We start from the raw sequence: 21,055 nt of genomic DNA, 5'->3' as shown, positions 1-21,055 counted from the left end.
CCATCGGCGAGATCCACCCGCTCCTGGCGGCGAGCGGCTTCGCCGTCCCTGACCGCCCCGGGATGCGGCTGCATACCCTGGCGGACGTGTTCGCCCACGCGGAAGCCGAGGGGATCCGGCTGAGGATCCACGGAGCCCACTCAGGTCCGCCGGCCCAAGACCAACCGTCCCGGACGACGGGCCTTCGTCTCGGGCAAGAAGAAGCAGAACACCATCAAGACCACCACCGTCAGCGACGGCCAGGGTCGTCTGCTGTGGTCCGGCGCGGACCGGCCGGGCCGCATGCACGACCAGACCGCGATGCGCGCCGAGGGCATCGCCGAGCAGTTCCGGCTACGCCCGGTACCGGGAGCCGAGGTCGGTGAGGGCTACCGGGGCCTGGCCAACGAATTCCCTGGCCAGGTCAGCGCCCCGCCGAAGAAGCCGCACGACGACAACACCGCTCGGCGACCAGTACGCATGGCGGGAGATGCGCCGACGGCAGTCCTCGGATCGGATCTGCGCCGAGCACGCCCATGCCGAACTACGGCAGTGGCGGCCGCTCCAGCGTTACACCGGTCGGCGTGAGGACTACGCCGAGACCCATCGCGCGATCGCTTCACTGACCTCGGACCGCTCCGCCTGGCGGCCAACCCGCCGCAAGCCAAGCACCGGATTGGTTCTCGCCCGACAGATGGCCTACTGATCAACCACCAGCCGAAGCGCCAGACCAGCACGCCCCGACCTCAGTCCCGGACCGGGTCGTAAGTCGCGGAGAGATCAGTCCCAGCGGACGGGCAGACGGAGTGGCCCGGGGAGTCCGGCGGTGGTCTTCCAGCGGATGGTGTCGCTGGCCAGGCGGAGGCGGGGCATGCGGGTGGCCAGTCGGCCAGGGTGATCTCGCCTTGCATCCAGAGCAGGGCTGTTCCCGGGCAGGAGTGGAGGCCGGATCCGAGCGTGAGGTGGTGGTTGGGGGTGCGTGCGAGGTCGGGGTGGGGGAAGGCCCGGGGGCGCGGTTGCCTGTGGCGAGCAGGAGGACGACGAGCTGGCCGGTTGTGATGTGCCGGCCGGCGAGGGCGAGGCCCTGTGCGGCCAGGCGGATGAGGAACTGGACGTCGCTTCGCGGCGCAGGAGTTCGGTGACGGCCGAGGCCGATTGTTCCAGCTCAATGCCTTGCCCCCCAGCGCCTGGTGCGGATCGGGTTTGGTTGAACCAGAGCGTGGAATCCGGAGCGCCACCAGAGCATTCGCTCACGGCAGAGGAGAAAGCTCGCGCAAGGACTGGAACCTTCGCCGGGACGATGTCAACGTACAACGTCTTGGAAATCTCTTTGCTGAGTCCCGGCCCGAGGAGGTCCATCTTTTGACCCAGACGGCCCGGTCCATCCTTTCCGCTGCTACGTTCGTCCCGTCGCGTGGCCTTAACCGTCTAATCGACGAAGGGCTATTGATACTCGGCGCGAACGATGTCATGCCCACCTGCCCTGTCGGCCAACCTGCTAACAGGGCCGAAACAGTGGGGTGGAGTGCGATCCTCCATTGGGAGCGGGGCGAAAAATAGGCGACGATCGCCGGTTACCCAAACCGGCGATCGTGCGGATCGTTGACGGTGTTCGCAAGCGGCTGTGCTCGGTGGTGGAGCCGCGGCGGACGCAGTTGGCAGTGGCGCATACGTCGCGAAGAAGCAATGGGAAGGCTGCTGTCAGCTGCTGATACATCAGTGGCCGCGCCTGCGTGCCCATGGCTGTAGCCGACTGCTCGGGACGTCGGGCTCCCTCCCTGCCCGTTCGCCAGGTGTGCCGTTGCGCGCCCTGGGTTTCCGGCATGAAGCCCTTCTCGCTACGAAAGTGATATTGCATGGCTCGTCCCCCGGCGCTGAAGCTCGCTGAGGTTCTGGCAGAGATCCGTATGAGTCCGTCGGCGTTCTACAGAATGCGCGCTCGCGGACAAGCGCCCCATCTCGCGGCGGTCGCTCAGCAGCGCGGGCGCGGCCCGCACCTGGAGGCGTTCTTCGGCTGCATGTACTACGCGGCGATGCGTCCGGCGGAGGTCATTCACCTCCGGCTCGAACAGTGCCATCTGCCCGAGACCGGCTGGGGGATGCTCAACCTGTCGGGTGGCGTGGTCGTCGCCGGCAAGGAGTGGTCGAACGACGGCGCGGTGCACGAGGTGCACTCGCTCAAGCGCCGCGCGGCTTCCGCCACCCGGCCCGTGCCCATCCCGCCGCAGTTCGTGCGTATGCTCCGCGCGCACGTCGAACGGTTCGGGGTGGCGCCTGACGGACGGCTGTTCCGGAACGAGGCCGGCAACTATGTGGACGCCTCCGCTTACAACAAGACGTGGGCGCGGGCAAGGAAGTAGGCCCTGACCCGCACCGAACTCGTCTCCGGTCCGGCCAAGCGGCCTTACGACCTCCGGCACGCCGGGATCTCGTTCTGGCTGTACTCCGGTGTGGACCCTGCCGAATGCGCTCGCCGCGCAGGGCAGAGCATCGCCGTCCTCTTCCGCCACTACGCCAAATTCCTGGACGGGCTCCGGGAGCAGGCCAACCGCCTCATCGAGCAGTCGATGATGGAGTGGGACCGCGCCAGTCGGGGAGGGGCGCCTGCGGGGTGGGTCGGAGTTTTGGTCCGCGACTGGTCCGGAACAGCTGGTCAGGGGCGGGAGACCAGGGGGAGGAACTGGGAGTTATGGCGTAAACCGATCCCTGGTCTGCTCGGTACGAGCGGAAGGCGCCTGGCGGACCGGTAAAAGCCCAGGTCAGGCGCCTTCCTCGTGTTTGGTTAGAAGAAGCCCAGCTTCTTCGGTGAGTACGAGACCAGCAGGTTCTTGGTCTGCTGGTAATGGTCGAGCATCATTTTGTGGTTTTCGCGGCCGATGCCGGATTGTTTGTAGCCGCCGAAGGCGGCGTGGGCCGGGTAGGCGTGGTAGCAGTTGGTCCAGACGCGGCCGGCCTGGATGGCTCGGCCGGCGCGGTAGGCGGTGGAGCCGTCGCGGGTCCAGACGCCGGCGCCGAGGCCGTAGAGGGTGTCGTTGGCGAGGGAGATCGCGTCGGTGAAGTCGGTGAACGGGGTGACGGCGACGACCGGGCCGAAGATCTCCTCCTGGAAGATCCGCATGGTGTTGTCGCCCTCGAAGACGGTGGGGCGGACGTAGTAGCCGCCGGCCAGTTCGCCGTCGAGTTCGGCGCGGGTGCCGCCGGTCAGGACGCGGGCGCCTTCCTTCTGGCCGATGTCGATGTAGGAGAGGATCTTCTCCAGCTGGTCGTTGGATGCCTGGGCGCCGACCATGGTGTCGGTGTCGAGGGGGTGGCCCTGGACGATGCGCTCCGTACGGGCCACGCCGTCCGCGAGGAAGTCGGCGTAGTGGCCGCGCTGGATCAGGGCGCGGGACGGGCAGGTGCACACCTCGCCCTGGTTGAGGGCGAACATGGTGAAGCCCTCGAGGGCCTTGTCGCGGAAGTCGTCCGCGGCGGCGGAGACGTCGTCGAAGAAGATGTTGGGGCTCTTGCCGCCCAGTTCCAGGGTGACCGGCCGGATGTGCTCGGAGGCGTACTGCATGATCAGCCGGCCGGTGGTGGTCTCGCCGGTGAACGCGATCTTCGCCACCCGGGGGCTGGACGCCAGCGGTTTGCCGGCCTCGACGCCGAAACCGTTGACGATGTTGACCACGCCCGGCGGCAGCAGGTCGGCGATCAGGCTCATCAGGAAGTGGATGGAGGCGGGGGTCTGTTCGGCGGGCTTGAGCACCACGGCGTTGCCCGCGGCCAGCGCCGGGGCGAGCTTCCAGGAGGCCATCAGGATCGGGAAGTTCCAGGGGATGATCTGGCCGACCACGCCCAGCGGCTCGTGGAAGTGGTACGCGACGGTGTCCTCGTCGATCTCCGAGAGGGTGCCCTCCTGGGCGCGGACCGCGCCCGCGAAGTAGCGGAAGTGATCGATGGCGAGCGGGATGTCGGCGGCCAGCGCCTCCCGCACCGGTTTGCCGTTCTCCCAGCTCTCGGCGACCGCCAGCTCCTCCAGGTGGGCTTCCATCCGGTCGGCGATGCGGTTGAGGACGGCGGCGCGTTCGGCGGCGGGGGTGCGGGCCCAGCCGGGGGCGGCCGCGTGCGCGGCGTCCAGGGCGCGTTCGACGTCCTCGGCGGTGCCCCGGGCGACCTCGGTGAACGCCTGGCCGTTGACCGGTGTCGGATTCTCGAAGTACCGGCCCTGCGCGGGGGCCACGAACTCCCCGCCGATCCAGTGGTCGTAGCGGGACCGGTAGGACATCACGGCATCGGGGGAACCAGGGTTCGCGTAGCGTGCCACGGGCGGCCTCCTTGCGGGTCGTTCGGCAGCGGCGGGTGGGACGGTGCGTCCCGTGCCGGGCGGTCAGCGCCGTAGCGGTAAGGGTTGTGCGGTTGGGGGCTTCGGGCAAGGGGGCGTCCGGTGAGGGCGTTCAGTTCCGGGCGTGTTGGGGGCGAGTGGCGTGGGGGCGGCCGCCGGTGGTCAGTGGCCGGCTGCCTGGAGGCGCAGGCCGTTGGCGACGATCACGTCGGAGGTGACGAGGGCCTGTTCGGCGCTGACCCGGGTCATGTAGACGAAGGGCGGGACGACCGGGGGGACCGGGAGGGTGTCGGGGGTGAAGGTGAGGCAGAGCACGCCCTCGATGCAGCCGCTGAACTTGGTGAGGTAGAGGGTCACCGCGCCCTTGAGGTCCAACGCGTCGGCGGACAGGCCGAGTTGGGGGCCCTGGGCGTCGTGGGTGGTGAGGCGGTAGTCGGTGAGTGACGCGGCCCGCATGCGGAGCACCATCACCTTCCGGGGGCCGTTGACGGTGGGGACGGTGGTGACCCCGGCCAGGGTGAAGCCCTGGGGCGCGAAGCGGGTGGTGGTCACGGTCGGCGGGGCCGGTGGCGCCGGGGGAGGGGCCGCGCCGGCCCGCTGCGCCGGGCCACCGAGGGCGGTGAGCAGGGCGAGGGGCAGGGCGAGGGGGAGGGCGGCGGTGAGGGCCTTGCCGCCGGCGGCGCCGCGCGGGCCCGGAGGCGTACGGTCCGCGGACGTACCGCCCACCGGGGACCCCGCCGCTTCCGTCCCGGTCTCCGCCGGCGCCCCCGCCTCCGCCGCCCCCGCCTCCGCCACCCCCGGCGTCCACCCGAACCCCAGCGCCCCGCCCGCGATGCCCAGCAGCGTGCCGACCAGGAAGCCGCCGAGGTTGGTCGCGGCGAAGGAGAGGACGGAGAGGATCAGCGCGTTGACGCTCACGTAGTGGTGCGCGGCCGGGGCGTACCAGAGGAAGAGGCCGGCCACCATCAGCGCCAGGCCGATGCCGAGCGCGGCCAGTCCGCCCAGGCCCAGGCTGACCAGGACGTTCAGCGGGGAGAGCGGGATGATCAGGAGCTCCGCGCCGGCGAGGAGGAGCAGCAGGCCGGCCCAGAAGGGGCGGGTGCGGCGCCACCGCCGCAGCGCCGCCCGCCGCTCCGGCCAGGGCGGCGCCCCGTCGAGCCGGGCGCCCCACCGGGCCCGCCGCGCCCTCAGAAACACGTCCGCCCGTCCAGGCTGACGCTCACCCGCAGGCCCTTGAGGCGGAAGTTGCCGCCGGTCGCCGACCAGGCGTGCGACTTGACGCCGGCCACCTCGATGTTCCCGGCCTGGAGCCCGAACTTCCCGCGCGGGCCCTTCACGCCCGGCACCGCGTCCAGCGTCCCGGCGTCCCGGCCGATCTGCGCGGTGCCGAACCGGGCGTCGCCCACCAGGTCCTCACCGTCGATGACGAGGCTGTCCGCGCGCACCGGCCCCGCCGCGCCGCCCGCGGTCAGCTTGAACACCACCGTCCCCACCGGCGTCGGCACCCGCGCCGCCTGGCAGATGTCGGCCAGTTCGGCCTTGCCGATGCCCAGCAGCGCCACCGGGTGGCCGCGGTCGTCGGTGTCGCGGTCGGTGTGCACGTACGAGGCGAGGCCGCTGCTGGTCAGCCGGCCCGAGGAGACCTGGAAGTTGGTGCCGGACACCGCGAACGAGGCGGCCAGTACGCCCTGGGCCATCACGGTGGCCAGGGCGCCCACGGCGAGTACCGCGGGTACCGCCGCCACCGCGGTCTTCTTCCAGGAGGTCCGTCCTTCGGGTGCCCTGCTGTGCGGAGTGCTCACCGGTTCCTCCCCGGGGCAGTGGTCGAATGCGCGAGGGAAGTGCTGAGTGGAGACGCGGAGGTGCGGAGGTATGGAGATGACGTGACTGTCCGCGGCGGTGGTACGGCTGACTGGGGCACGCCCGTCGCGGACCGGCAACAGCGGTGTGACGCGCTGTCATACTCGCCTGATTACCCGGCAGTTGGAGAGTAGGGCGGATTTTGAATAAGAGTCAACAGCGCGGACGGACGGCCTCGCGGCCCGGCGGTACCGAGCGGTCGCGGGTGCGCCGCGCCGAACTGATAGCCACCGGGCGGACGCTGTTCGCCGATACGTCCTACGACGCGCTGTCCATGGACGACATCGCCCGCCGGGCCGGCGTCGCCAAGGGCCTGATCTACTACTACTTCGGCAGCAAGCGGGGCTACTACCTGGCGATCATCGAGGACGCGGTCGGCGAACTGGTCCAGCGCGCCGGCAGCACCCATGAGCTGCCGCCCGTCGAACGCGTCCGGCGCACCGTCGACGGCTACCTCCGCTACGCCCAGCACCACCAGGCCGCCTACCGCGCGATCGTCACCGGCGGGGTCGGCTTCGACGCCGAGGTGCTGGCCATCCGGGCCCGGGTCCGCACCCGGCTGCTGGGGACCATCGCCCGGGGTGCCTGGGGCCGCGAGGAGATCCCGCCGCTCGCCCGGACGGCGCTGACCGGCTGGCTCTCCAGCGTGGAGGGCGTCACCCTGGACTGGATCGAGCGGCCGGAGCTGCCCCGGGAGACGGTGGTCTCGCTGCTGGTGCGCGGCCTGGGGGACACCCTGCGGCTGATCGAGGAGTACGAGCCGGATTTTCCGGCGCCTCCTCGGCCGACCACTTTATGACGCCACGTCAAACACTCAGGCAGGCAAGCAAGTTGAGCGGGCGGGAGGTCGATGCCTCCCGCCCGCTCGTTCCCCGTACCCGTGGCCGGTCCCGCTACCGGATCGCCTTGATCAGCTCCCCGTTCGGCGTGTCCCCGCTCAGCTCCCAGAAGAAGGTGCCGCCCAGGCCCTGGGCGTCCTTGAAGGCCATCTTGGTGCCGATGGTCTGCGGGGTGTCGTAACTCCACCACTGGTCACCGCACTTGGCGTACGCGGTGCCGCCGACCGTGCCGGTGGCCGGGCAGCGGGCCTTGATCACCTTGTAGTCGTCGATGCCCGCCTCGTACTTGCCGGGGGCCGCGCCGGTCGCGGTGCCGCCCGGCGCGTCCTGGGTGACGCCCTGCCAGCCGCGGCCGTAGAAGCCGATGCCCAGCAGCAGCTTGTTCGCCGGGACGCCGAGCTTCTTGAGCTTGGCGATGGTGTCCGTGGCGTTGAAGCCGGCCTTCGGTATGCCGTTGTACGACGTCAGCGGGGAGTGCGGGGCGGTCGGGCCCTTGGCGTCCCAGGCACCGAAGTAGTCGTAGGTCATCGCGTTGTACCAGTCGACGTACTGGGACGCGCCGCCGTAGTCCGCGGCGTCCATCTTGCCGCCGTCCGAGGCGTCCGCGGTGATCGCCGCGGTCACCAGGCTGCCCTGGCCGAACTTCTCCCGGACCGCCTTGAGGACGTTGGTGAACGCCGCCCGGCCGCTGGAGTCGCAGGTCAGACCGCAGGCGTTGGGGTACTCCCAGTCGATGTCGATGCCGTCGAAGACATCCGCCCACCGCTTGTCCTTGACCAGGTCGTAGCAGGACTGGGCGAACGCGGCCGGGTTCTTGGCGGCCTCGGTGAAGCCGCCGGACCAGGTCCAGCCGCCGAACGACCACAGCACCTTGAGGTTGGGGTGCAGTTTCTTGAGCTTGCGGAGCTGGTTGAAGTTGCCGCGCAGGCCGTTGGGGTCGTCCCAGGTGTCGGCCTTGCCGTCGACGCTCTGGTCGGCGGTGAACGCCTTGTCGTAGTCGGCGTAGGCGTCGCCGATGGAGCACCGGCCGCCCTGGGTGTTGCCGAAGGCGTAGTTGATATGCGTCAGCTTCGCCGCGGAGCCGGAGGTCTCGATGTTCTTGACCTGGTAGTTGCGGTCGTAGATGCCCCAGTCGGTGAAGTAGCCGACGACCTTGCTGCCGGCCGCGGTGCTCGCGGTGGTCGTCGCGGTCGTGGCGGTCTTCGCGGGGGCCGCGGCGGCCGGGCGGCCGGCGGTGGGGGCGCCGGCCGGGGACGGGTGGGCGGAGGCCGAGCCGGCGAAGAGGGTGCCGGCCAGGGCCGCGGTACACAGGGCGGTCGCGGTGGCGAGCAGCTGCCGCGGGGCCCGCTTCCGGTGCGGTCCGATCATGTCGTCTCCTCGGAGGGGGCGAGGGTGGAGCAGGGCGGCGTCCCGGCCCGTATGCCTGCCGAATTGGCATGAACGCGCGGAACGTTGGTGAGAAGGTAGAAGGACTAGACCAGTGCGTCAATGGTTCGGACCAATTCGGTGTCCCGGTCCGGTCCGGCCGCCAAGTGGCCCGGTACGGGCCGGTGATCGAAGATCGACCCGTGACGGCGGGCCGCCGATCGGGCATACTCCTAGCGCCACAGCCGCAGGTCATCGCCATCCGCGACCCGGAGGGCGATCATCGGCCGAGGCACGACGGATACCGGCGCCGCCGCCCACCCCGCGCGCGCGTCGCCGCAGCGCCCGAAAGGGAGGAGAGCGCCGCCATGACCGAGTATGTTCCCCCGCCGGTGGACCGCAGGCTGCCCACCGAGGAGGCCCGCGACCTGATGGCCCTGGTCCGGGAGCTCGCCGAGCGCGAGATCCGCCCGCCGGCCGCCGAGGAGGAGGAAGCCGGCCGCTTCCCCCGCGCGCTGTTCACCCTGCTCTCCGAATCCGGACTGCTCTCCCTGCCGTACGCGTCGGAGTTCGGCGGCGGCGACCAGCCCTACGAGGTCTACCTCCAGGTCCTGGAGGAGCTCGCGGCCGCCCGGCTCACCGTCGGCCTCGGCGTCAGCGTGCACACCCTGGCCTGCCACGCGCTCGCCGGCTACGGCACCAAGGAGCAGCGCGCCGAGCACCTGCCGGCCATGCTCGGCGGCGGCCTGCTGGGCGCCTACTGCCTCTCCGAGCCCGCCGCCGGCTCCGACGCCGCCTCGCTGACCACCCGCGCCACCCGCAGCGGCGACGTCTGGACCATCGAGGGCACCAAGGCGTGGACGACCCACGGCGGGATCGCCGACTTCTACACCGTGCTGGCCCGCACCGGCGGCAGCGGTCCGCACGGCATCACCGCCTTCCTCGTCCCCGGCGACGCCGAGGGGCTCACCGCGGCCCGGCCCGAGCGCAAGATGGGCATGAAGGGCTCGCCGACCGCGCAGCTGCACTTCGACGGGGTGCGGGTGTCCGACGCCCGCCGGATCGGCGAGGAGGGGCAGGGCTTCTCCATCGCGCTCTCCGCCCTGGACTCCGGCCGGCTCGGCATCGCCGCGTGCGCCATCGGCGTCGCCCAGGCCGCGCTGGACGAGGCGCTGGCGTACACCGCGGGCCGGCGCCAATTCGGCCGCCCGATCGCCGACTTCCAGGGCCTGCGGTTCATGCTCGCGGAGCTGGCGACGCAGGTGGAGGCCGGCCGGGCGCTGTATCTGAGCGCCGCCCGGCTGCGCGACGCGGGTCTGCCGTTCGCCAAGGAGGCGGCGATGGCCAAGCTCTTCTGCACCGACACCGCGATGCGGGTCACCACCGACGCCGTCCAGCTGCTCGGCGGCTACGGCTACACCGCCGATTTCCCCGTTGAGCGCTATATGCGCGAGGCCAAGGTGCTCCAGATCGTCGAGGGCACCAACCAGATCCAGCGGATGGTGATCGCCCGCCATCTGGCCGGCCCCGAGTCGCACTGACGGTCCCGGGCGGGGCCGCACCACCCGCTCCGCCCGGACCGCGCACCGCCGGGGTGTGGCCTGCCCCGGCTATCTGACGTACCGTCAACTCCTCGCTCAGTCCTGCCACTTCCGCAGTACGGCCGAGCCCAGGAGGGGACCGTGTCCGACCGTCCGATCGCGCTCGACGAATACCCCATCCACCAGGCACCGCTCTCCATGCGGCAGGTCGCCACCAGCGACCGCAACGCCTACGACCGCTGCATCTTCCACGTCCTGGACCACACCGGCCGCGCCCTGCTCATCGCCGGCCTCGGCGTCTACCCCAACACCGGCGTCATCGACGCCTACGCCACCCTCCGGCTCGGCGACCGGCTGCACGCCGTCCGGGCCTCCGACGCGCTCACCGACGACCGCCTGGCGCTCACCGTCGGCCCGCTCACCATCACCGTCGAGGAGCCCCTGCGCCGCCTCCGGCTCACCTGCGACCCCGACCCCGCCGACCCGGACGGCCTGGCCTACGACCTGACCTGGACCGCCGCCTTCCCCGCCACCTGGGAACCGCACCACACCCAGCACCGCGGCGGCCGGCTCATCCTGGAGGGCCGCCGCTTCGTCCAGGCCGGCACCTGCACCGGCACGATCACGGCCGCCGGCGAACGGCTCACCGTGACCGCGGGGGAGTGGACCGGCACGCGGGACCGCAGCTGGGGCGTGCGCCCGATACCCGGCGAGGACGGCGGCCGGGCCGCCGCCGAGGCGCCCACCGAGGGCTTCCACTGGCTGTGGTGCCCGGTCCGCTTCGACGACCGCTTCGTCATGGTCATCCTCCAGGAGGACGCCGACGGGCACCGCACCCTCAACGAGGCCCTGCTGGTCCGCGACGGCGCCCGCGACCGCCAACTCGGCTGGCCGTACGCCGACATCACCTACCGCCCCGGCACCCGCCACCCCGAACGGGCCGTCATCCACCTCACCGGCCCCGACCGCGAACCCCTGGACCTCACCGCCGAGATCCTCACCTCCTCACCGCTCGCCCTCGGCGCGGGCTACCCGCCCGCCGACGACTGGCAGCACGGCACCTGGCAGGGCCGCGGCTGGACCGACCGCCGGAGCTACGACCTGACCGACCCGGCCGCCCACCCCCGCGCCGCCTACGGCGTCACCGACCACGCCGCCCGCTTCACCCTCGGCGGCCGCACCGGCTACGGCATCTTCGAACACGGCAGCTTCGGCCGCCACGACCCCAGCGGCTTCACCGGTTACGACGCGGTCGCCCCGGCCCGCCGCGGGGAGGCCGCCCGATGACCACCGCGCCCCGCCCCCGCACCACCACCCGCGACCCCGAGGACCTCACCCGGCGGCTCACCGCCTGGCTCGGCACCAAGCTCCCCGGCGCCCGCGCCACCGCCGCCACCGTGCCCGCCTCCAACGGCATGTCCAGCGAGACCCTGCTCTTCGACATCGCGCACCCGGACCCGGCCGCCGCCGGCCTTCCGGCCTCCGGCCGCCCGGGCCGCATCCCGGCCGCCTGCGCCCTGCGGCTCGCCGCCGACCCCGCCGCGTACACCGTCTTCCCCCGCTACGACATGCCCCGCCAGTACCGCACCATGGCCCTGGTCGCCGCCCGCACCGACCTGCCGGTGCCGCGCACCCTCTGGCTGGAGGAGGACCCCGCGCCCCTCGGCGCGCCGTTCTTCGTGATGGCCCGCGCCGCCGGCCGCGTCCCGCCCGACGTCATGCCGTACACCTACGAGGGGAACTGGCTGCACGACGCCACCGGCGCCGAACGCGACCGCCTGGAGACCGCCAGCGTCGCCGTCCTGGCCCGGCTGCACGACCAGGTGCCCGCGGACGCCGCCGCGTTCCTGGCGCTGCCCGGCCCCGGCACCCCGCTCCGGCGCCATGTCGAGGCCCAACGCGCCTACTACCACTGGGTCGTTGACGGCCTGCCGCGCTCACCGCTGATCGAGCGCGGCTTCGGCTGGCTCGCCGACCACTGGCCGACCGGTGCCGACGACCCCGGCGACACCGTCCTGAGCTGGGGCGACGCCCGGATCGGCAATATCGTCTACGACGGTTTCGCACCGGCCGCGGTGCTCGACTGGGAGTTGGCCGCGCTCGGCCCGCGCGAACTGGACCTCGGCTGGATGATCTACCTCCACCGCTTCTTCCAGGACCTCGCCGAACAGGGCGGCCGGCGCGGGCTGCCCGGCTTCCTCGACCGCGACCGCGTGGAGCGCCGCTACGCCCGGCTGACCGGCCACCGGCCGCGCGCGATGGAGTTCTTCACCCTCTACGCGGCCCTGCGGCACGCCGTGGTGATGCTGCGGATCGCCTACCGGCGCGTGCACTTCGGCGAGGTGCCGGTCCCGGACGACCCCGACGGGCTGATCCTGCACCGGGACGCGCTGGAGGCGATGCTGGCCGGCCGCTACTGGTGAACCACCGCGGCCGGCAGGGGTGGCGTGCGGGGCGTCAGGCCCGGCGGCGGGCGCGCGGCACCCGGGCCGGCCGCTCACCGGGGCCGCCGGGGTGCGAGAACGGCTGGCGGCGCCAGTCCAGGGTCTCCGGCAGGGTGAGCAGGATCGCCGCGTCCCGCTCCTCGGCGGCCGCGGTGTCCTCGGTGTCCGGGGCGTCGGCGGCCGGCCGGCCGGAGCCCGGGCAGACCGTCAGCGCGAACGGGTTCCACGGCGAGGGGCACAGGGCGTGCTCCGGCAGGGTGTCCTCGTCGGCCAGCAGCGCGATCGGCCGGCGGCAGTCCGGGCAGGTGACGCGGTAGATCTCGAAGGTGTCGAAGGGATCGTCGGCACCGAAGCCGTCCGGGAAGCCGGGACTGTCGCCCTCCTGGGCGTCGATTCCGGCCGCGGCGGATTCCTGCTCAAGGCGTCGCATGATGTCCATCCCCCTCGGGTGGGCCACGTCGGACCGCTGACTTCGTTCGTGTGACCGGCGGTCTCGGCCAACACGAGCAATGCCCCTCATGCCGGGCGCATAATCACCGGCGCCCCCCGGACCCGTTGCCGCCGGTGTGGCGTTGCTCACACAGGGCGCCGCCCGGGCGTCCAGCATCCGGTGCGCGATGCGCGTGCGCGCCCGCGCACAGTAGGTTGAGCGGGTGGAGGAGCTGGACCGACAAATCGTGGATCTGCTCGTCAAGGACGGGCGGATGAGCTACACCGACCTGGGCAAGGCCACCGGCCTGTCCACCTCGGCGGTGCACCAGCGTGTGCGCCGCCTGGAACAGCGCGGGGTGATCCGCGGCTACGCCGCCATCGTCGACCCCGAGGCCGTGGGCCTGCCGCTGACCGCGTTCATCTCGGTCAAACCCTTCGACCCCAGCGCCCCCGACGACATCGCCGACCGGCTCGCCGAGGTCCCCGAGCTGGAGGCGTGCCACAGCGTCGCCGGCGACGAGAACTACATCCTCAAGGTCCGGGTCGCCACCCCGCTGGAGCTGGAGCACCTGCTCACCCGCATCCGCACCCTGGCCGGGGTCTCCACCCGCACCACGGTGGTGCTCTCCACCCCGTACGAGGCCCGCCCGCCGCGTATCTGACCCGCCCGGGAGCCGACCCCGGGCGCCGCGCGCGCCCGCGCAGGCGCGAGACTGTCCGGTATGAGCGAGCGCAACCCCGAGCAGCCCCACCGCACCGTCCTCCTGCGCGGCGGCGAGGTGCACAGCCCCGCCGACCCCTTCGCCACCGCGATGGTCGTCGAGGGCGACCGGATCGCCTGGGTCGGCGAGGAGGGCGCGGCCGACTCCTTCGCCGACGGCGTGGACGAGGTGGTCCACCTCGACGGCGCGCTGGTCACCCCCGCGTTCACGGACGCACATGTGCACACCACCGCCACCGGGCTGACCCTCACCGGGCTGGACCTCTCCGGCACCGCCACCCTCGCCGAGGCGCTGCGGCGGATCACGGAGTACGCCGCCGCCCGCCCGGCCGGCGCCGTGCTGCTCGGCCACGGCTGGGACGCCGCCGCCTGGCCCGAGGGCCGCCCGCCGTCCCGCGCCGAACTGGACGCCGCGGCCGGCGGCCGCCCCCTCTACCTCACCCGGATCGACGTGCACTCCGCGGTCGTCAGCACCGCCCTGCTCGACCTCGTCCCCGGCATCCGCGAACGGTCCGGCTACGCGCCCGGCGCCCCGCTGACCGGCGACGCCCACCACGCCGTCCGGGCCGCCGCGTACGCCACCGTCACCCCCGCCCAGCGCGCCGAGGCGCAGGCCGCCGCGCTGGCCCGGGCCGCCTCGCTGGGCATCGGCACCGTCCACGAGTGCGCCGGACCGGAGATCTCCGGGGAGGACGACCTGGCCGGGCTGCTCGCCCTCGCGGCCGAGGGCACCGGCCCCCGCGTCATCGGCTACTGGGCCGAACTCGTCGCATCCGCAAAGGACGCCGACCGGATCCGGGAGCTCGGCGCGCTCGGCGCGGCCGGCGACCTCTTCGCCGACGGCTCGCTCGGCTCGCACACCGCCCATCTGCACGCCCCCTACGCCGACGCCCCGCACACCGGCACCGCGCACCTCGACGCGGACGCCGTCGCCGCCCATGTCGCCGCCTGCACCGAGGCCGGGCTCCAGGCCGGCTTCCACGCCATCGGCGACGCCGCGCTGACCGCCGTCACCGACGGCGTCCGGGCCGCCGCCGACCGGCTCGGCACGGCCCGGGTCCGGGCCGCCCGGCACCGCGTCGAACACGCCGAGATGCTCACCCCCGCGCACATCGCCGCCTTCGCCGACCTCGCGCTCACCGCCTCCGTGCAGCCCGCCTTCGACGCAGCCTGGGGCGGCCCGGACGGGATGTACGCCGCCCGCCTCGGCGCCGAACGGGCCGCCGGCCTCAACCCGTACGCCGCCCTGCTCAAGGCCGGCGTCCCGCTCGCCCTCGGCTCCGACAGCCCGGTCACCCCCCTCGACCCCTGGGGCACCGTGCGCGCCGCCGTCTTCCACCGCACCCCCGGCCACGGCATCTCCGCCCGCGCCGCCTTCACCGCGCACACCCGCGGCGGCTGGCGCGCCATCGGCCGCGACGACGCCGGCGTCCTGGTGCCCGGCGCCCCGGCCGACTACGCGGTCTGGCACACCGGCGAACTGCTCGTCCAGGCCCCCGACGAGCGGGTCGAGCGCTGGTCCACCGACCCCCGCTCCGGCACCCCCGGCCTGCCCGATCTCACCCCCGGCGCCGCCCTCCCGCGCTGCCTGCGCACGGTCGTCGGCGGCCGGACGGTCTTCGACCGGCCGAACGAGTGACATCGCGGGCGCCGGTGCCGCCGGACCCGGCGCCCGAACGCCCGCGCCCTACCTGGGAAGGCTCGGCACTGACCTGGGACGACGCGAAAACGACGCAGGCGGGGCGACTGTTGACAGCGGCCGCCGGTCGGCCGGTAGGTTCGGCCGGGTCCACCACAGGACGTCCGACCGGGAGACCTCCGCGCAGTCGTCGACGCAGCTGGGCCACGGGGCGGCGAGCCATCCGGCACACCGCCACTGGGAGCCAGGTCCAGCGCCAGCGGCACGGGGCGATGGCCAGGCCGGTCGGCAGGTGCGACCCGGGTGGGGCCCGGCGCTCAGTAGACAACGGCTCTCGGTCGACCCGCAGCCAGCGGGTCCCAGGTCGGCCCGAAGGGCGCCGGGCCCCGATCCGTATCCCGCGCCCCGCCCGCGCCCGCTCCCGCCCAGGTCATTCCCGCACCCTCGCGCACCCCGGGCCCGCGCCGGCGCCCCTGCGATGTACGGTCAGCTGACTACCGGACGACCTGCAAGGAAGGCCCGCGACCGTGTCATCGGGTTCCGACACCACCGCAGCAGCCGTGCGCTCCACCGCGCCCGGCGGCCCGGTGCCGTCCACCGCGCCCGCCGCGGCCGGCACCGCGCGCCGCCCCGGCCGCCTCCGCCGGCTCGCCGCCCTGGCCCGGCGCGAGGCCCCCCGCGCCGCCCTGGCCGCCGTGGCCGGCCTGGCGCTGGCCCTGGCCTTCCCGCCGTACGGCCTGTGGCCGCTGTCGCTGGTGGCGGTGGCCGCGCTGGCGCTGCTGACCCGCGGCCGGCGGGCCCGCCAGGGCGCCTGGACCGGCTTCGCGTTCGGCCTGCCGTTCTTCCTGGTCCTGCTGAAGTGGCTGCATGTGATCGGCTGGGACGCGGTGGCCGGGCTGTCCGTCGCCGAGGCGCTGTTCGTGGTGGTGCTGGGCGCGGGCCTGGCGCTCACCTCCCGGCTGCCCGGCTGGCCGCTGTGGGCCGCCTGCCTGTGGGTCGCGCAGGAGTGGGCCCGGGACCGGCTGCCGTTCGGCGGCTTCCCCTGGGGCCGGCTGGCGTTCGCCAACACCGGTTCGCCGTTCACCCCGCTCGCCGCGCTCGGCGGCGCCCCGCTGGTGACGTTCGCGGTCGCGCTGGCCGGCGGGCTGCTGGGCGCCGCCGCGGTCGCCGGATGGGGCCTGGTGCGCCGCCGCGGCGGGACCCGCGGGCTGGTCCGGGCCCTGGAGGCGTTCGGGCTGGCCGCCGCCGTCACCCTCGCCGGGCTCGCGGTGCCGGTCCCCACCAAGGCCGACGACACCGTGCGGATCGCCGTGGTGCAGGGCAACGTCCAGCGGCCCGGGATGGACTTCCTGGGCCGCCCGATGCAGATCCTCGACAACCACGCCACCGCCACCGAGAAGCTCGCCGACGACGTCCGCCACCACCGCGCCCCCAAGCCCGACCTGGTCATCTGGCCGGAGAACTCCTCCGACCTCGACCCGTACCAGTACCCGCAGGCGTACGACCGGATCGACGAGGCGGTCAAGGCGATCGGCGTGCCGGTGCTGGTCGGCGCCCTGGTCGACCACCCGTCCAAGCCCGGCTACGTCTTCAACGAGGGCATCGTCTGGGACCCCAGGACGGGCCCCGGCGCCTCGTACACCAAGCAGCACCCGGTGCCGTTCGGCGAGTACGTGCCGTTCCGGGAGCAGCTCAGCAAGATCATCACGCGGTTCCAGCGGGTGCCCCGCGACTTCTACCCCGGCAACCACACCGGTCTGCTGAAGGTCGGCCCGGCCCGGCTCGGCGACGTCATCTGCTTCGAGGTGGCCTACGACGAGATCGTCCACGACACCGTCGGCGCCGGCGCCCGGGCCCTGGTCATCCAGACCAACAACGCCACCTACGGGCGGACCGGCCAGCCCGAGCAGCAGCTGGCGATGTCCAAGCTGCGGGCCGTCGAGCACGGCCGGGCGGTGGTCACCGCGGCCACCAGCGGCATCAGCGCGGTGGTCGCCCCCGACGGGACCGTTACGCACCAGATTCCCGAATTCACCCAGGGCGTGGTGTCGGCGCGCATCCCTCTGCGCGACGAAACGACGCTCGCCGACCGCGTTGGCGCGGCTCCCGAGTGGCTGCTCGCTATCGTGGGCCTCCTGTCCTGCGGGGCCGCCGTCATCGCCGGCCGGCGCGGGCGACCGAAGGACGAGAAGGGGCAGCAGTGACAGACGGTCAGCGGCAGTACGGTCCGCTCGGCACCACGTTGGTGATCATTCCGACGTACAACGAGGCGGAGAACATCAAGCCGATCGTCTCGCGGGTGCGGTCCGCCGTCCCCGAGGCACACGTCCTGATCGCGGACGACAACAGCCCGGACGGCACCGGCAAGCTCGCCGACGAACTGGCCGCCGAGGACGAGCGGGTCCACGTGCTGCACCGCAAGGGCAAGGAAGGGCTGGGCGCCGCCTACCTCGCGGGCTTCCGCTGGGGCATCGAGCAGGGCCACGGCGTCCTGGTCGAGATGGACGCGGACGGCTCCCACCAGCCCGAGGAGCTGCCCCGCCTGCTCACCGCCCTCAAGGGCGCCGACCTGGTGCTCGGCTCGCGCTGGGTGCCCGGCGGCCGGGTGGTGAACTGGCCCAAGTACCGCGAGTTCCTCTCCCGCGGCGGCAGCACCTACTCCCGGGTCATGCTGGACGTCCCGATCCGCGACGTCACCGGCGGCTTCCGGGCCTTCCGGGCCGAGACGCTCAAGGGCCTGGGGCTGGACGAGGTGGCCTCCCAGGGCTACTGCTTCCAGGTCGACCTGGCCCGCCGGGCCGTCCAGGCCGGCTACCACGTCGTGGAGGTGCCGATCACCTTCGTGGACCGGGAGCTGGGCGACAGCAAGATGAGCCGCGACATCGTCGTGGAGGCGCTGTGGCGGATCACCGCCTGGGGCGTCGGCTCCAAGGTGAGCAAGATCCGCGGCCGCTGATCCACCGGGCCGCCGGGCCAGGCACACTGGGGGCATGACGTTCGGAGCCACGCCACCGCCGAGTCCCCGCCCGCCCCGCTCGCGCGCCCGCCGGTTCGCCCCGCTGGGCGTCGCCGCCTGGATGGTGCTGGAGATCTGGCTGCTGACGGTGGTCGGCGGGGCCACCAACGGGGTGACGGTCTTCCTGCTGCTGCTCGCCGGGGTCGTCGCGGGCAGCGCCGTGATCAAGCGGGCCGGGCGCCGCGCCTGGCGGAACCTCACCGGCGCCCTCCAGACCGGCGACCCGGCCGCCTCCCGCGAGACCGGCGCCAGGGGCACCGGCAACACCCTGCCGATGATCGGCGGGCTGCTGCTGATCCTGCCCGGGCTGCTGTCCGACGTGCTCGGGCTGCTCTGCCTCTTCCCGCCGACCGGCCGGCTGCTGCTGCGCCGGGCGGACAAGCTGCTGACCCGCTCGGCGGGCTCCGCGCCGGGCTCGTTCCGCGATGTCTACCAGCAGGTGCGGATGCACCAGCCGGACGGGAAGGTCGTCCAGGGCGAGGTCATCCGCGAGGACGGGCCCGCCGGGTCCGGGCCGGGCGGCGAGGAGTCCCGTCCGGCGGGGCGGCGGCATCCGCCGCTGACTCCCTGATCTCTTTGCACGCACAAGAAGGGCCGGGGCCACCGTGATCCGGTGGCCCCGGCCCTTCTCTGCTCTATGCCGCTTTATCGCGGCCCGCTCGTCAGGCTGACTTGCGGTTGCTGTCGCGCGGATGCACGGCGATGTTCATGGTGCCGGAGCGGAGGACGGCCAGCCGCTCGGCCAGCACCTCCTCGAGCTCCTCGCGGGTCCGCCGCTCCATGAGCATGTCCCAGTGCGTACGCGCGGGCTTGCCCTTCTTCTCCTCAGGGCCATCGCCATCCACCAGAAGCGAGGGCGCACCGCACACCTTGCACTCCCACTCCGGCGGAATCTCGGCCTCGACCGAGAACGGCATCTCAAACCGATGTCCGTTCTGGCATGCGTACTCCACCGCCTGGCGCGGGGCCAGGTCGATGCCGCGGTCGGTCTCGTAGCTGGTCACCACGAGGCGCGTACCGCGGAGAGCTCGCTCACTCATGAATCGTGCCTCCCGGGCTTGTCGCCCACAGGACAGGTGTCGCTGTCGTCGTCATCCGGTCAACGTCCGGTCGGCGGTGAAGATTCCCGTCATCGGGACATGCGTCGCCTGCGTCGCCCGTCGTGCCGCCCCTTGTTGTACCCACCAACGCCCGGTTTGTCACATCTGGCAGCAGATGTCACCCAACGCCTCACGGAGTTGAGCGCGCAGTAACGGTCCGTCCGGTGAGCCAAGGGCGTACACTACCGCCCCGCATGCCGAACGGCTAAATCCGGTCAGGTCAGGTAGCGGAATCACGGCAGTCGGCGTTCCCGTACGTGCCCGGCCCGCCCGGCTACGCCCAGCAGCCCCGCTCGGTCATCACCGCGCGCAGGGTATCGACGCGGTCGGTCATGATGCCGTCCACCCCGAGGTCCAGCAGGGCCGCCATCCGGGCCGGGTCGTTGACCGTCCAGACATGGACCTGCATGCCCAGCGCGTGCGCGGCGCGCAGCAGCAGCGGATCGACGACCCGCAGCCCGGAGCGGCGCTCGGGCACCTGCACGCACACCGCGTTGCGGCGCACCGCCGCGCCCAGCAGCCGGTCCAGCGGCACCGCCCCGCGCCCGTAGGAGCGCAGCCGCAGCCCGGCCACGCCGCGGGTGCCCAGCGAGCTGGCCATCCGGCCGCCGGCCAGCCGCTGCGCGCGGGCCACCCGGGCCTCGGAGAACGAGCCGACGCAGACCCGGTCCCAGGCGCCGGTGCGGCGCAGCAGGTCCAGCAGCGGCTCCAGCGCGGCCTCCGCCTTCAGGTCGACGTTCCAGCGGGCCTCGGGGAACTCCTCCAGCAGCTCCTCGAACAGCGGCAGCGGCTCCCGCCCGGCGACCCGGGCCCGGCGGACCGCCCGCAGCGGCAGCTCGGCCAGCGCGCCCCGGGAGTCGGTGAGCCGGTCCAGGGTGGCGTCGTGGAAGGCGACCAGGGCCCCGTCCGACGTGGCGTGCACATCGGTCTCCAGATAGCGGTAGCCCAGGGCCACCGCGCGGCGGAAGGCGGCGGCGGTGTTCTCCAGGCCGTCCGCCGCCCCGCCCCGGTGCGCGAACGGCAGCGGGCCGGGGTGGTCGAGATAGGGGTGGCGGAGGCGTATCGCGGTGCTCACTCAGGCAGTATCGCGCCCTCCGGGGCCGGCGCGGAGCGGGCCACCACCGGGGACGGCCGCTCCGGCAGCCCCGGGATGGCGAACCGGCGCAGGAAGAACTGCGCCAGCGGCCCGATGGCCAGCGCGTACACCACCGTCCCGGCGCCGACCGAGCCGCCGAGCGCGAAACCGGCCACCACCACGGCGATCTCCAGGCAGGTCCGCACCAGCCGGACCGGGCGGCCGGTGCGCAGGTGGAGCCCGGTCATCAGGCCGTCCCGGGGGCCGGGGCCGAAGCGGGCGGTGATGTACAGGCCGGTGGCGGCCCCGTTGAGCAGGACGGCGAAGGCCAGCAGCGGGATCCGGACGGCGAGCGCGTGCAGCGGGGGTACGAGCGCCAGCGTCCCGTCCATGACGAAGCCCAGGATCACCACGTTGGAGACCGTGCCCAGGCCCGGCCGCTGCCGCAGCGGGATCCACAGCAGCAGGATCAGCGCCCCTATGACGTTCGTCACCATGCCGATCGACAACCCGGTGTGGCGTGCTATGCCCTGGTTGAGCACGCTCCACGGCTCCAGGCCCAGGCCCGCGCGGACCATCAGGCCCATGCTCACGCCGTACAGCACCAGCCCCAGATAGAGCTGGACGAGCCGGCGCGGCAGACGCGGCCGCGGACCGGTGGACCCTTGGGTGACGGACACGACGCTTCCCCCTCCTGGTGGGATTGGACTGGTGCGTGTC

18 protein-coding genes and 1 pseudogene are annotated in these 21,055 nt (G+C 73.0%); 11 read left to right on the top strand and 8 right to left on the bottom strand.

From position 1 onward, the window contains the following. Positions 1-156 precede the first annotated feature (156 nt). A pseudogene (locus ADL22_RS37000) lies at positions 157-567 on the top strand (transposase family protein); the annotation flags it as partial. Between the two features lie 1,268 nt (positions 568-1,835). After that, positions 1,836-2,339: a hypothetical protein gene (locus ADL22_RS36840; protein ID WP_159048689.1), complete on the top strand. Its 504-nt coding sequence runs from the start codon at positions 1,836-1,838 to the stop codon at positions 2,337-2,339. Between the two features lie 422 nt (positions 2,340-2,761). On the opposite strand, the gene ADL22_RS19545 is transcribed toward ADL22_RS36840, so the two are convergent. The 3 genes from ADL22_RS19545 to ADL22_RS19535 all read right to left on the bottom strand — a co-directional run bounded on the left by ADL22_RS19545 (position 2,762) and on the right by ADL22_RS19535 (position 6,105). Continuing rightward, positions 2,762-4,285 (bottom strand): aldehyde dehydrogenase family protein, encoded by a 1,524-nt coding sequence (locus ADL22_RS19545; protein WP_066981020.1) that lies wholly within the window; start codon positions 4,283-4,285, stop codon positions 2,762-2,764. A gap of 180 nt (positions 4,286-4,465) precedes the next feature. Further along, complete coding sequence (locus tag ADL22_RS19540; protein WP_199836334.1) at positions 4,466-5,500, bottom strand: DUF6114 domain-containing protein; 1,035 nt, start codon at positions 5,498-5,500, stop codon at positions 4,466-4,468. Further along, positions 5,491-6,105 (bottom strand): DUF6230 family protein, encoded by a 615-nt coding sequence (locus ADL22_RS19535; protein ID WP_066981017.1) that lies wholly within the window; start codon positions 6,103-6,105, stop codon positions 5,491-5,493. The genes ADL22_RS19540 and ADL22_RS19535 overlap by 10 nt, the downstream gene beginning before the upstream one ends. Before the next feature lie 200 nt (positions 6,106-6,305). Between ADL22_RS19535 and ADL22_RS19530 the strand changes: the two genes are divergently transcribed. After that, entirely contained in the window at positions 6,306-6,962 is a 657-nt protein-coding gene (locus tag ADL22_RS19530) for a TetR/AcrR family transcriptional regulator (RefSeq protein WP_066981014.1), read from the top strand. A gap of 94 nt (positions 6,963-7,056) precedes the next feature. Here the strand turns inward: ADL22_RS19530 and ADL22_RS19525 are convergent, their stop codons facing one another. Continuing rightward, positions 7,057-8,370: a glycoside hydrolase family 18 protein gene (locus tag ADL22_RS19525; protein WP_066981011.1), complete on the bottom strand. Its 1,314-nt coding sequence runs from the start codon at positions 8,368-8,370 to the stop codon at positions 7,057-7,059. 365 nt (positions 8,371-8,735) lie between these two features. Here ADL22_RS19525 and ADL22_RS19520 point away from each other — a divergent pair, with 365 nt between their 5' ends. The 3 genes from ADL22_RS19520 (at position 8,736) to ADL22_RS19510 (ending at position 12,331) form a co-directional block, all read left to right on the top strand. Further along, positions 8,736-9,908 carry an acyl-CoA dehydrogenase family protein gene (locus tag ADL22_RS19520; RefSeq protein WP_066981008.1) on the top strand — a complete coding sequence of 391 codons (1,173 nt, stop codon included), beginning with the start codon at positions 8,736-8,738 and terminating at the stop codon, positions 9,906-9,908. 141 nt (positions 9,909-10,049) lie between these two features. Then, positions 10,050-11,195, top strand: coding sequence for a hypothetical protein (locus ADL22_RS19515; protein ID WP_066981006.1), 1,146 nt, complete (start codon positions 10,050-10,052; stop codon positions 11,193-11,195). Then, positions 11,192-12,331, top strand: coding sequence for a phosphotransferase family protein (locus ADL22_RS19510; RefSeq protein WP_066981003.1), 1,140 nt, complete (start codon positions 11,192-11,194; stop codon positions 12,329-12,331). The genes ADL22_RS19515 and ADL22_RS19510 overlap by 4 nt, the downstream gene beginning before the upstream one ends. 34 nt (positions 12,332-12,365) lie before the next feature. On the opposite strand, the gene ADL22_RS19505 is transcribed toward ADL22_RS19510, so the two are convergent. Next, a complete protein-coding gene (locus tag ADL22_RS19505; RefSeq protein WP_066981069.1) occupies positions 12,366-12,782 on the bottom strand; it encodes a hypothetical protein in 417 nt (138 codons plus the stop codon). 223 nt (positions 12,783-13,005) lie between these two features. Between ADL22_RS19505 and ADL22_RS19500 the strand changes: the two genes are divergently transcribed. The 5 genes from ADL22_RS19500 to fxsA all read left to right on the top strand — a co-directional run bounded on the left by ADL22_RS19500 (position 13,006) and on the right by fxsA (position 18,731). Further along, positions 13,006-13,446, top strand: coding sequence for an Lrp/AsnC family transcriptional regulator (locus tag ADL22_RS19500; protein ID WP_026170119.1), 441 nt, complete (start codon positions 13,006-13,008; stop codon positions 13,444-13,446). Between the two features lie 60 nt (positions 13,447-13,506). Beyond that, positions 13,507-15,144 carry an amidohydrolase gene (locus ADL22_RS19495; protein WP_066981000.1) on the top strand — a complete coding sequence of 546 codons (1,638 nt, stop codon included), beginning with the start codon at positions 13,507-13,509 and terminating at the stop codon, positions 15,142-15,144. 527 nt (positions 15,145-15,671) lie between these two features. After that, positions 15,672-17,348, top strand: coding sequence for an apolipoprotein N-acyltransferase (gene lnt, locus ADL22_RS19490; protein WP_107116340.1), 1,677 nt, complete (start codon positions 15,672-15,674; stop codon positions 17,346-17,348). Then, a complete protein-coding gene (locus tag ADL22_RS19485; RefSeq protein ID WP_066980998.1) occupies positions 17,345-18,100 on the top strand; it encodes a polyprenol monophosphomannose synthase in 756 nt (251 codons plus the stop codon). The genes lnt and ADL22_RS19485 overlap by 4 nt, the downstream gene beginning before the upstream one ends. Before the next feature lie 34 nt (positions 18,101-18,134). Then, the gene (gene fxsA, locus ADL22_RS19480; protein WP_066980994.1) at positions 18,135-18,731 is read left to right on the top strand and encodes an FxsA family membrane protein; all 597 of its coding nucleotides are present in this window, start codon (positions 18,135-18,137) and stop codon (positions 18,729-18,731) included. Positions 18,732-18,822: 91 nt separating this feature from the next. On the opposite strand, the gene ADL22_RS19475 is transcribed toward fxsA, so the two are convergent. From ADL22_RS19475 to ADL22_RS19465, 3 genes are all read right to left on the bottom strand, one after another. Next, on the bottom strand, positions 18,823-19,200 hold the full coding sequence (locus ADL22_RS19475) for an RNA polymerase-binding protein RbpA (RefSeq protein ID WP_026170122.1): 378 nt from the start codon (positions 19,198-19,200) through the stop codon (positions 18,823-18,825). 334 nt (positions 19,201-19,534) lie between these two features. Beyond that, complete coding sequence (locus ADL22_RS19470) at positions 19,535-20,335, bottom strand: glycerophosphodiester phosphodiesterase (RefSeq protein WP_066980991.1); 801 nt, start codon at positions 20,333-20,335, stop codon at positions 19,535-19,537. Then, positions 20,332-21,015 carry a YczE/YyaS/YitT family protein gene (locus ADL22_RS19465; RefSeq protein ID WP_066980988.1) on the bottom strand — a complete coding sequence of 228 codons (684 nt, stop codon included), beginning with the start codon at positions 21,013-21,015 and terminating at the stop codon, positions 20,332-20,334. The genes ADL22_RS19470 and ADL22_RS19465 overlap by 4 nt, the downstream gene beginning before the upstream one ends. Between the last annotated feature and the right edge of the window lie 40 nt (positions 21,016-21,055).

The sequence above is a fragment of the Streptomyces sp. NRRL F-4489 genome, assembly GCF_001509485.1.
In the GTDB taxonomy this organism is placed as follows: Bacteria; Actinomycetota; Actinomycetes; order Streptomycetales; family Streptomycetaceae; genus Streptomyces.
This window is presented reverse-complemented; position numbering and strand designations above follow the sequence as displayed.